The 10,513-nt window shown below is 64.0% G+C and carries 10 protein-coding genes and 1 tRNA gene; 9 read left to right on the top strand and 2 right to left on the bottom strand.

The annotated features are described in order from the left end of the window. The first annotated feature begins 379 nt into the window (after positions 1-379). Both AUR65_RS02125 and AUR65_RS02120 read left to right on the top strand, forming a co-directional pair. Positions 380-940 (top strand): TATA-box-binding protein, encoded by a 561-nt coding sequence (locus tag AUR65_RS02125; protein ID WP_004041616.1) that lies wholly within the window; start codon positions 380-382, stop codon positions 938-940. Between the two features lie 84 nt (positions 941-1,024). Continuing rightward, positions 1,025-1,807 carry a transcriptional regulator FilR1 domain-containing protein gene (locus tag AUR65_RS02120; protein ID WP_233194308.1) on the top strand — a complete coding sequence of 261 codons (783 nt, stop codon included), beginning with the start codon at positions 1,025-1,027 and terminating at the stop codon, positions 1,805-1,807. A 177-nt stretch (positions 1,808-1,984) separates the two neighbouring features. On the opposite strand, the gene AUR65_RS02115 is transcribed toward AUR65_RS02120, so the two are convergent. Next, positions 1,985-3,190 (bottom strand): Cdc6/Cdc18 family protein, encoded by a 1,206-nt coding sequence (locus AUR65_RS02115; RefSeq protein ID WP_058568021.1) that lies wholly within the window; start codon positions 3,188-3,190, stop codon positions 1,985-1,987. Positions 3,191-4,682: 1,492 nt separating this feature from the next. On the opposite strand from AUR65_RS02115, the gene AUR65_RS02110 reads away from it, so the two are divergent. From AUR65_RS02110 to AUR65_RS02100, 3 genes are all read left to right on the top strand, one after another. Then, positions 4,683-5,165 (top strand): hypothetical protein, encoded by a 483-nt coding sequence (locus tag AUR65_RS02110; RefSeq protein WP_058568020.1) that lies wholly within the window; start codon positions 4,683-4,685, stop codon positions 5,163-5,165. Positions 5,166-5,265: 100 nt separating this feature from the next. Continuing rightward, positions 5,266-7,329 (top strand): DEAD/DEAH box helicase, encoded by a 2,064-nt coding sequence (locus AUR65_RS02105; protein WP_058568019.1) that lies wholly within the window; start codon positions 5,266-5,268, stop codon positions 7,327-7,329. 74 nt (positions 7,330-7,403) lie between these two features. Further along, positions 7,404-7,477 (top strand) — tRNA-Tyr (locus AUR65_RS02100). A gap of 172 nt (positions 7,478-7,649) precedes the next feature. Here the strand turns inward: AUR65_RS02100 and AUR65_RS02095 are convergent. Further along, complete coding sequence (locus tag AUR65_RS02095) at positions 7,650-8,015, bottom strand: 2Fe-2S iron-sulfur cluster-binding protein (RefSeq protein ID WP_058568018.1); 366 nt, start codon at positions 8,013-8,015, stop codon at positions 7,650-7,652. 140 nt (positions 8,016-8,155) lie between these two features. Between AUR65_RS02095 and AUR65_RS02090 the strand changes: the two genes are divergently transcribed. The 4 genes from AUR65_RS02090 (at position 8,156) to AUR65_RS02075 (ending at position 10,422) form a co-directional block, all read left to right on the top strand. Beyond that, positions 8,156-8,434, top strand: a complete 279-nt coding sequence (locus AUR65_RS02090) for a hypothetical protein (RefSeq protein ID WP_058568017.1) — start codon at positions 8,156-8,158, stop codon at positions 8,432-8,434. A gap of 198 nt (positions 8,435-8,632) precedes the next feature. Further along, positions 8,633-9,016, top strand: coding sequence for an acyl-CoA thioesterase (locus AUR65_RS02085; RefSeq protein ID WP_058568016.1), 384 nt, complete (start codon positions 8,633-8,635; stop codon positions 9,014-9,016). A 156-nt stretch (positions 9,017-9,172) separates the two neighbouring features. Beyond that, on the top strand, positions 9,173-9,649 hold the full coding sequence (locus tag AUR65_RS02080; protein ID WP_058568015.1) for a 6-pyruvoyl trahydropterin synthase family protein: 477 nt from the start codon (positions 9,173-9,175) through the stop codon (positions 9,647-9,649). Next, positions 9,649-10,422: a 7-carboxy-7-deazaguanine synthase QueE gene (locus AUR65_RS02075; protein WP_058568014.1), complete on the top strand. Its 774-nt coding sequence runs from the start codon at positions 9,649-9,651 to the stop codon at positions 10,420-10,422. Before AUR65_RS02080 ends, AUR65_RS02075 begins: the two co-directional genes overlap by 1 nt. Positions 10,423-10,513 lie beyond the last annotated feature (91 nt).

Raw genomic sequence — 10,513 nt, 5'->3', positions numbered from 1 at the left:
CATCCGAAATGCCTTGGACCACTTAAGGCCGTCGTATCGTGGCGACCCCCGGGAAGGTGTGTCATCCCGGTGAGCGCCAGACGACCTTGGGGTCGGGGCGTTCGGTGGAAGCCTTCGGGGGAGTGCCCCCGTGCGCTTCTTCGCATTAATCCGAATGCCGGGGATACATTTAACCCCGTTGATTTAGTGGCTCTGTGAGAAAAATAGACATGAGGCGTGCCATAACTTCACGCGCGGTCAGTTGTGACATCAATTCGGTCGAGCGAGAAATCAATGTATTAGTTTCGCGTGCGTGCGAAGGGCCAACAGAATCGACCCGTTGAAGTCGGTTTATAACGGGTCGCTTTATAAGGCCGGAGGTACGATTCACGTGCGAGCAATGAGTGGGCCGGCAGACTCCATCGAGATTCAGAACGTAGTCGCATCGACCGGGATCGGTCAGGAGCTCGACCTCGAAGCCCTCGCCGACGACCTCCCCGGTGCAGATTTCAACCCGGACAACTTCCCGGGCCTCGTCTATCGCACCCAGGACCCGAAAGCCGCTGCGCTCATCTTCCGCTCGGGGAAGATCGTGTGCACGGGCGCAAAGAGTATCGACGACGTGCACGACGCACTCGGTATCATCTTCGACAAGCTCCGCGAGCTGAAGATACCCGTCGACGACGAGCCAGAGATAACTGTCCAGAACATCGTCTCCAGCGCGGACCTCGGACACAACCTGAACCTGAACGCGCTGGCTATCGGTCTCGGCCTCGAAGACGTCGAGTACGAGCCCGAGCAGTTCCCCGGACTCGTCTACCGCATGGACGAGCCGAAAGTCGTCATCCTGCTTTTCGGCTCCGGGAAAATCGTCATCACCGGCGGGAAGCGGACCGACGACGCGGAAACCGCAGTCGAGGAAATCGTCGAGCGCATCGACGCCCTCGGACTCCTCGGATAAGCGCGTTCGAACCCCCGATTTTTCGCCGCGTCATAGACCTGAACACCCATAAGTGTGAAATGCAGAACAGTACAACGGAGAGACATGAGTGCGCGGGAGGACGTGGCGTTCCTCGTCGGATCGAAAAGTAGGGAGGCTATACTTCGGGCGTTGGCGGTCGAGCCGCGCCGACCGACTGAACTCGCAGACCTCTGTGACTGTGCTCGAGAGACGGCACAACGGACGCTTGCGGGATTCTGCGACCGCGGGTGGGTCAAGAAGGCCGACGGGAAATACCGTCTCACCGCGGGCGGAACGATGGTTCACGACCAGTACGAGGAGTTCGTCGGGACGGTCGAATGCGCCGACCGGATGAGCGAGTTCTTGGCGAACGCTACCGAGGTCTGCGAGGGCGTACCGCCCGGTGTCCTCAGCCAGATGAACATCACGACCGCCGCGGACAACGACCCGCACGCGCCGCTCAACAGGTATCTAACAATAGTCGGGAGCGAGCCAGTCGACCGCTTCCGCGGGGTCACGCCCATCGTGAGTCGCGTCTTCAACGAATCGGCCGCGAGCGTAATCGGACCGGACACGCGGATGGAACTCGTCGTCGACCGCGAGGTCCTCGAACGGTCGATAGACGCCTATTCGGAGTCGTTCGAGCGCGCTCAGGACCTCGAGCAGTTCGAACTGCGAATCACCGACGAGACGCTGGGTTTCGGCCTCTTACTGGTCGATGGCCACGGCGTCGTCTCCGCCTACGACGACCACAACAACCTGACGGCGCTCATCGACGGCGACGCGCCGGAGGTCGTCTCGTGGGTCGAAGACCTCTACGAGTCCGTCCGCTCGACCTCGGTCCCGCTCGACCGACTCGAATCGTGAACACGCGCCGGCACCCGAGCGTGACCGACCCAGTCACGCGTGATTATTCCAGTCACAAACCCCCGCAATAAAATATAAGAGGTCGCTCTACAGAGGTGTATCCGCAGCGGTGCAGCCATCCCCGCTACTCGGTTCGGCCCTCAGCGTGTCCGGTCGCCTGATTCCTCCATCAGGCCGTCAGGCGTCCGTGTTTTCGATGAGGACGTCTCTCACTACGTCCGGATCTTCGAGCAGTTGGTGCTTAGTGTAGCTTCCTTCCGCGCTCCCGCCGCTGTGTTTCGACTGTTCGATGATGTCCAGAAAGGCGTGTTCTTTCAGTAAGTCTCGAACCCGTCGGAGTGACAGGCTGTCCGAGCCCTGTTGTCGACAGATGTTCTCGTAGACCTCGTAGACGCGGCTCGTTCGGAAGCCGTCCTGCTGCTGGTTCGAAAGCGAGAGAATCGCGAGGGCCTGCAACACGTAGCGGGAGTGCGGCGTCGACCCGCGAATCAGTTCGCGGAATCGGTCGGTCTCCGCGCGCTGGCGCGCCTGCGTGACGAAGTTCTCCTTGACGGTACTCGCACCCATTGACTGTGCGATTTCTCCCGCGTACCGCAAGATGTCGATTGCCTTCCGGGCGTCCCCGTGTTCGCGGGCGGCGAGCGCCGCGGCCCGCGGAATCGTCGAGGGGTCCAACACGCCGTCGCGGAACGCGTCGCTCCGGGCGTCCATGATGTCGCGGAGCTGGTTCGCGTCGTACGGCGGGAAGACGAACTCGCGCTCGCAGAGGCTGGATTTCACCCGCTCGTCCATCCGGTCTTTGTACTGAATCTTGTTGCTGATACCGATGACTCCGAGCTTACAGCCGGCGATTTTCCCTGCCTCACCGGCCCGCGAGAGTTGCATGAGGATGTCGTCGTCGCTCAGTTTGTCGATCTCGTCGAGGATGATGAGCACGACGTCGTACAGCGAGTCGAGGATGCGCCACAGGCGCTTGTAGTACGTCGACGTCGAGAGTCCCTTGTCGGGGACTTTGATGCCGGTGACCGCGGTGTCGTTGACGCTGTCGGCGATAGTCTGGACGGCCTGCGTCTCGGTCGTGTCCTGCGCGCAGTCCACGTAGGCGAACGTCGCTTTCACTCCCTCTTCTTCGGCCGTGTCGACGAGGCGCTGGGAGACGTACTTCGCACAGAGCGACTTCCCCGTCCCCGTCTTCCCGTAGATGAGGACGTTGCTCGGGCTCTGTCCGAAGATGGCGGGGTTCACCGCGGTCGCGAGATCCGAGATCTCGTCGTCGCGACCGACGATGCGACCCTCCCCCGGGAGGTGGTTTATCTCCAACAACTCCTTGTTGGCGAAGATGGGGTCCTCCCGGGTGAAGAGGTCGTCGCTGGCGTTAGGCATGTTCGCAACACACCACGTTTCCGGTGAAAGGACTTACCATTCGACTCAGCACACACACACCACGTTTCCGGTGAACGGCCACGAACCCCGGTTTCCCGTCCACACGAAACGTAGGTATCGATTCACCGGAAACACGGTGTGGGGGAGTCTACCTGACCCCACGAGACCGACTGCACACGGCCCGCGACCCACTCGAAAGCGGAGAGAGAACGCGCGAAACTAACGAGTCACGCTGCGGGTAGACCGAGTAGACCCGCTGCCGCCGTGATAATTCACCGCGAGCGTTGGTTACGAGGGTCGACCTCACCGCGGTCTACGCGGACTCGGAAGAACGTGTGAAAAACCGCGAGAATCTCCAAGAGCCAACGAGAGCGACATCCCACGAGACTTCTCGAATCCTCGAATACACACGTCAGAGACGGTGTATTCAGGTCGAACAGTACTCGAGTTTCGAGTACATTCTCTTTTTCGCGAGTGTATCAATGGTCGGTAACACAAATAAACTATTTAATTGTTGTTATACGTGCTGTCCACATCTATCGACCAGCCCCGCGTCACTATTCGACCCCTGCTACTCAATCCGGACGACACTCTCACCGGAAATTCGGTGTCTCACACCGAGACAGCACCTCGGACGAATCACGCCGTCAAACACTCTAATACCTCCTATTTCACCGGAAACCCGGTGTGTTCGTAATAAGTGGACCGATTCGACCGGAACCGAGAACTGCGGATGGTCTACGAGTGGCTACACTCCCTCGTCGCCGCGTCTACCGCCGACAGACGCTCAGCTCAGTTCATCGGAAACGTGGTGTGCGCCTGACTTCGACCTCACCGTTGGCCGACCTCCCGGCGTCACCACCGGCCGGTGTTACAGCCGTGTCCCCTCACGCCGGTTTCACCGGAAACGTGGTGTCTGTCAGCGTTGCTACGTTCTCCGCCGACTCGACTCGTCGCAGCTGGTGGAGAGTCGGTGTTTCCCACCCGTTCGAACGGTTGTGGTCGAACGGGCGAGGCTAACGGTAGAGAGTTGACCGCGGAACAGTCCAGACCGTCGTGTTTCGCACCTACGTCGCGACTGGCTGGGCTGACTGACTGTCGTGTTCCGCACTCACGACCCGCGGTGCCCCGCTACTGGAACCTGATTTCCGAGTCGCGAACTTCGCACCAATTCACCGGAAACGTGGTGTCTCTGACCGTCTCACGCGGACTCGGGATTCACCGGAAGCGAGGTGTGGGAGACTCGGGGGCAACAGTTCGGTGAGACTTCGCCGGCGACCGACCGCCGACACCGACTTCCACGCGGGTCCCGAACCGAGCCTCGACCCTTCTCGTTCACCGGAAACGTGGTGTGCATGCGACTCACGTGCACCCTGTGCAACCACGTTCCGAGCACGTCAAGATACGACGCGTCTCGAAATGTTCTCTGCTGACGGACTGTGCTGTTCTCGTGGCGTCAATGCAATTACCCCGGGGAACGAATCGGTAACGTATGCGTGCGCTCAGTCGCGTGTGGGTGCGCCTCAACGAGGTCGTGTCGGGCCGCGGAGGCAACGGGGAGTGGTCCCTCGAACGCTCCCGCTCGACGGAGACGCGGTGGTCGCGCTCGGACGAGCGAGTCGAGTGCTTCCGGTTCGACGACGGCTACGTGACCACCGTCCACTACGAAGACCGCGAGGTCACCTGGCAGTTGACGCCCGGACAGGTCCCGCTCGCGAGCGCGCTCGCGATGGCGAAACTCTACCTCGAACACGAACTGACACCGCAGACCGACCCGGAGGGGCGGCCGTTCGTCGGCCTGTCCGAACGGGGTCCGGTTCAGGTCTTCGAGGAGATACCTCCCGAACCGGTCGAGTACGTCTACCTCGACGGCGTCCGGACCCTCGAGGAGTTCCCCGAGTTCCTCACCGTCGACGACGACTTTCGGGCCGTGTTCGACCGGATGGTTCCGGCGCGGTCGAGCACGTCTCAGTAACCTCGGTACGTCCCAGTAACCTCGCTTTTCCACCGTCGTTTCCCATCACGAACTCCCGGTGTCGCAAGCCGTTTCCCCGTCGCGACCGTACCCGCCTTCGATGACTGCCGAGGACGAGGACCGAAGTCCTCCCGACGGGGGCGGCGACGCCGACGAGACCGATGCGTCCCGAGACGTGCTCGACCGACTGGCCGACGCGACCGACGCGTCACCGGACGATGCAGACCGCCCGGGCGGCGCGGACGACGACGATGACGTCTCGCTCGCGTCGTTCTACGACGCGCTCGAATCCGAGGGTCGCCCCGTCGTGACCGCCCAGCAGGTCGCTCGTCGCCTCGGCGTCTCGCAGGCGGACGCGATGGACGGTCTCGACGCCCTCGCCGACGCCGGGCGAGTCCAGCGGGTGAACGTCGAGACCGACCCGACCGTCTGGTACCCGACGGAGTGGGGCGAACTCGCCTCGCGCGAGCGGGTCGTTCTCTTTCCGAAACGCCGCGAGATAGTCGTCGACAACCCGACTCAGTACACGCGGGCGAGGCTCTCGCAGTTCGCCCACCTCGCCGACACCACCGGCGACCGCGAGGGCCGAGGCCGCGGCTACCTCTACCGAATCCGGCAGGAAGACGTGTGGCAGGCCCCCTTCGACGAGGTCGAATCGCTCCTCTCGATGCTTCGGTCGGTCCTCCCCGAGCGGTCGCCGCACCTCGAAACGTGGGTCGAAGACCAATGGAAGCGCGCCCACCAGTTCCGTCTCTACTCTCACGAGGAGGGATACACCGTCCTCGAAGCCGCGACGGAGAGCCTCATGGGCAACGTCGCGCTCCAGAAACTCGACGACGACCACGTCTACGCCCCCATCTCGGACACCGAGGCGTGGGTCAGAGACGAGGAAATCGCGGCGATAAAGCGCATCCTCTACGACGCGGGCTACCCCGTCGAGGACGACCGCGACCTCGAAGAGGGCGAGGAACTCGACGTCACGCTCGGCGTCGACCTCCGCGACTACCAGCGAGACTGGGTCGACCGGTTCGTCGACCAGCGCGCCGGCGTCCTCGTCGGGCCGCCCGGCGCGGGGAAGACCATCGCCGGTATCGGCGCGCTCGCCGCGGTCGGCGGCGAGACGCTCGTTCTCGTCCCGAGTCGCGAACTCGCCCGCCAGTGGCGCGAGGAACTGCTCTCGACGACCGACCTCGACGCCGACCAAATCGGCGAGTACCACGGCGGTGCGAAGGAGATTCGTCCCGTCACCATCGCCACTTACCAGACCGCCGGGATGGACCGCCACCGGTCGCTTTTCGACTCGCGTCGCTGGGGGCTCATCATCTACGACGAGGCCCACCACATCCCGAGTCGCGTCTTCCAGCGGAGCGCCGACCTCCAGTCCAAACACCGCCTCGGCCTGTCGGCGACGCCCATCCGCGAGGACGACAAGGAAGCCGAGATTTTCACGCTCATCGGCCCGCCCATCGGCACCGACTGGGGGAAGCTCTTCGACGCCGGCTACGTCCAGGAACCCGAAGTCGAGATTCGTTACGTGGGTTGGGGCGACGACATGGCCAGAAACGAGTGGGCCTCCAGCGACGGCCGCGAGCGGCACATGCTCGCCGCGATGAACCCCGGGAAGATATTCGAGATTCGTCGGCTCCGCGCCCGACACGCCGACTCGAAGGCGCTCGTCTTCGTCGATTACCTCGACCAGGGCGAGGCGATTGCCGAGGCGCTCGACGTGCCGTTCGTCAGCGGCGAGACCCGGCACCACCGCCGCGAGGCGTATTTCGAGGCGTTCCGCGACGGCGACCTCGACACGCTCGTCATCTCCCGCATCGGCGACGAGGGTATCGACCTCCCGAACGCCGGCCTCGCAATCGTCGCCTCCGGCCTCGGCGGCTCTCGTCGGCAGGGCTCTCAACGCGCCGGCCGAACCATGCGCCCGACGGGGAGCGCGCTCGTCTACGTGCTCGCCACTCGTGGCACCAGCGAGGAGGACTTCGCCCAGCGCCAGATGCAACATCTCGCCGGGAAGGGAATCCGCGTCCGCGAGACGAGCGCCGACGACCTCGACGCCGAGTCGAACGATAGCGACACCGACGGTGAGGGCGACGAGTCGGACGGCACCGAGCCGGCGTCTGCGGACGGTTCCGAGTCGGCGACGACCGACGAGTAATCGCCCCGTCGTCTGGCGCTTCGCCGCCCGGAATGAGAATTCTTAAGTCTACCCGTAGATTGAGATTCTCTTGACCGCTCTTAGCTCAGCCTGGCAGAGCAGCCGACTGTAGATCGGCTTGTCCCCCGTTCAAATCGGGGAGAGCGGACTGAACTTCAACACCCGCGAGCGCAGCGAGCGGTGTTGAATGTGAAGGATTTCTCGACCCGATTTGAGCAGCGAGCAACGCGAAGCGTTGCGAGTGAGTTCAAATCGGGGAGAGCGGACTGTCTTCTCTCGTACTGGTCAGTTCACTCCTTAGTCTCGCCCCACAACACCCTCTACTCCCGCCCGCCCCACACTTCCTTCTCGACCAGTTCGACCGTCATCGACTCGTCGACGTGAATCTGACACGAGAGCCGTGGGTAGCCGAACCGCGCCGCGAGGTCGTCGTGCCAGTGGTCGGCCGTCGGCTCTCCCGACCGAACCCGGACGCCGCACGTCGCACAGAGGCCGCGCCCGCCGCAGTTCACTCGCTTCGTGAGCCGCGCGTACGGCGAAATACCCGCGTCGAGTAACGCGTCGCGGAGCACGGTCCCGCGTTCGACGCTGAGGTCGGTGACGCGGTCACCGTCGGTGTCGCGGACGCGGACCGTGACGGTCGAGTCGGTCGGGTCACTCTCGGGTCGAGAGTCGCGGTCGGTCATTCGTCGGTCGTTAGGCCCGCCCCGACATGGGTGTACCCCTGCCACCCTCTCGGTCGTGGCTCTCTCGTCTATGTAGAGTCCATACCCGAAGATATCAGTATTATAACGGCTTATGACGGGCGGATTCGTAGGTGAGCGTGATGGTGACCCTCGCGTCCGCGCCGGTGTTGGTGAACGTCCGCGTCGAGATGAACGACCACGAAACGATGACGGTCGAACTGCACGAGACGAACGAAACGCGCCACCTCGTGGCCTACGAGTCAGAGCGCATCCGCGACACGCTCGCGTCCCTCCCCGAGGGCGCTCGCGTCCCCGTCGAGATGGTCCGCGCCGGCTCGCGCTCGAACGTCTGGAAGGCCGTCGCGCTCCACGGCCGGCAGTCTACTGTCACGGACCAGTCCGCCCGGACGGCGAACTGAGCCGTCCCGTTTCCGTTTTCCTTTCACTCGTCTCTCCCCCATTTTTCTCGCTCGTCTCTCCGCCGTCTGCTCGCCCGCTTCACCGCCGTCTACTCGTTCGTTCCCCGCGTCTGTTCGGTCCCTGCTGTCGGTTCGTTCACCGGTCCCGCCGGAGACAAACCGTCGGTGCTATACTCCTCGCCCGTGTCGCGCACCGCAATGAGCTTCGTCGCCGAGGTGGAAGTCCGGTTCCGCGACCACGACTCGTTCGGACACGTGAACAACGCGGTCTACGCGACCTACTGCGAGCAGGCCCGCGTCCGCTTCTTCGAGGAGGTGATGGACACCCCGCTTTCCGACCCACACATCGTCGTCGCGCACCTCGAACTCGACTACCGCGCGCCCATCGAGGGCGTCGGCACCGTCGAGGTGGAAGTCGAGGCCGGCGAGCCCGGCGGAAAGAGCTTCCCCATCTACTACACGCTCTCCTACGAGGGCGAGGTCGTCGCCACCGGCGAGACGGTCCAAGTCGCCATGGACGACGAGGGCCGCCCGACCCGCGTCCCCGACCAGTGGCGCGAGGCAATCGCCGACCAGCCGTAGACCCGGCCGCGCCCAGCCACGTCCGCTTGCGTCTGTCCGCGTTCGCCGGCGTCTGTCCGCGTTCTGTCTCCGACTCGACTGTGACCGACAGGTCCCTCTATTCGACCGACAGGGCCGAGACAGGAGAATTATATACTCTCGTGATAATCTCCGAATATGCCTCGGGGAACACTAGAACACGCACGGTCGGCGGAAGCCGACGACGAGACCCCGCTGTCCCGAGCAGGCGAGCGCGTCCTCCACATCGGTCGCGACCGACCGATTCGCATCAGCGCCGGTCACCGCCTCCTCCACCACGACGGCAAGTGTAGCCGCCCGCACGGGCACAACTACGAGATTTCGGTCCGCGTCGTCGGCGACCTGACCGACGAGGGCTGGGTCGTCGACAAGGGCGTCGTCACCGACGTCATCGACGAGTGGGACCACCGCTTCCTCGTCGAGTCGGGCGACCCGCTGGTCGAGGCGTTCGAGCGCTCCGGCGACGCCGACGGAACGGTCGTCCTCGACGCGCCGCCGACGGCCGAGGTGATGGCCGTCGTGCTCGAGGAGAAACTGCTCGCGGCGCTCCCCGACACCGTCTCCGAGGTCTCGGTCTCGGTCAGCGAAACGTCGGAACTCTGCGCCGGATTCTGATGCCCGTCTCCGACACCGTCGCCCGCGACGACACCGACGCCGAGGGCGAGCGCCTCCCGATAAACGAGCTGTTCGCGTCGCTACAGGGCGAGGGCAAGCTCGCCGGCGTCCCGAGCACGTTCGTCCGCACCAGCGGCTGTAACCTCCGCTGTTGGTTCTGCGACTCCTTTCACACCTCGTGGGAGCCGACTCACGCGTGGATGAGCCTCGACGAAATCGTCGCCGAGGTCGAGTCGCGGTCTCCCGAGCACGTGGTCGTCACCGGCGGCGAACCCCTCGTCCACGACGAGACCGACGCGCTCCTGTCGGCGCTCGCCGACGACTACCACCTGACCGTCGAGACGAACGGGACGCTCGAAACCGACGCGCCGGTCGACCTCGCGAGCATCAGCCCGAAACTCGCGTCGTCGACGCCGACGCCCGACAACGCCCCGGCCGATGTTGACCCCGGCGTCTGGACCGAGCGACACGAGACCGCCCGCGTCGACCTCGACGCGCTCGCCTCGTTGGTCGAACACGCCGCGGACTTCCAACTGAAGTTCGTCGTCACCGGCCGCGACGACCTCGACGAAATCGAGTCGCTCGTCGCCGACGTGCGCGGCGTCACAGACCGCGAAATCAGCGACAGCGACGTGTTGCTCATGCCAGAGGGACAGACCCGCGAGCAACTCGCTCGGACCCGGACCGAGGTCGCCGACCTCGCCGCGGCGTTCGGCTACCGCTACACGCCGCGACTCCACGTCGACCTCTGGAACGACGCGCCCGAGACCTGAGCGACCGCCGAACGTACTCCGAACGTACCACGAACACACTTCGAACGAATCCCGTACGCACCCGAACGAATCCCGTACACACCCCGAACGA

Origin of the sequence: Haloferax marisrubri (genome assembly GCF_001469875.2) — an archaeon.
Classification (GTDB): Archaea; Halobacteriota; Halobacteria; order Halobacteriales; family Haloferacaceae; genus Haloferax; species Haloferax marisrubri.
This window is presented reverse-complemented; position numbering and strand designations above follow the sequence as displayed.

Bases quoted from the DNA above. Each gene is read 5' to 3' on its own strand.
- AUR65_RS02125 (WP_004041616.1), top strand. From the start codon at position 380: ATGAGTGGGCCGGCAGACTCCATCGAGATTCAGAACGTAGTCGCATCG.
- AUR65_RS02090 (WP_058568017.1), top strand. From the start codon at position 8,156: ATGGTGACCCTCGCGTCCGCGCCGGTGTTGGTGAACGTCCGCGTCGAG.
- AUR65_RS02080 (WP_058568015.1), top strand. From the start codon at position 9,173: ATGCCTCGGGGAACACTAGAACACGCACGGTCGGCGGAAGCCGACGAC.
- AUR65_RS02105 (WP_058568019.1), top strand. From the start codon at position 5,266: ATGACTGCCGAGGACGAGGACCGAAGTCCTCCCGACGGGGGCGGCGAC.
- AUR65_RS02115 (WP_058568021.1), bottom strand. From the start codon at position 3,190: ATGCCTAACGCCAGCGACGACCTCTTCACCCGGGAGGACCCCATCTTC.
- AUR65_RS02120 (WP_233194308.1), top strand. From the start codon at position 1,025: ATGAGTGCGCGGGAGGACGTGGCGTTCCTCGTCGGATCGAAAAGTAGG.
- AUR65_RS02085 (WP_058568016.1), top strand. From the start codon at position 8,633: ATGAGCTTCGTCGCCGAGGTGGAAGTCCGGTTCCGCGACCACGACTCG.
- AUR65_RS02075 (WP_058568014.1), top strand. From the start codon at position 9,649: ATGCCCGTCTCCGACACCGTCGCCCGCGACGACACCGACGCCGAGGGC.
- AUR65_RS02110 (WP_058568020.1), top strand. From the start codon at position 4,683: ATGCGTGCGCTCAGTCGCGTGTGGGTGCGCCTCAACGAGGTCGTGTCG.
- AUR65_RS02095 (WP_058568018.1), bottom strand. From the start codon at position 8,015: ATGACCGACCGCGACTCTCGACCCGAGAGTGACCCGACCGACTCGACC.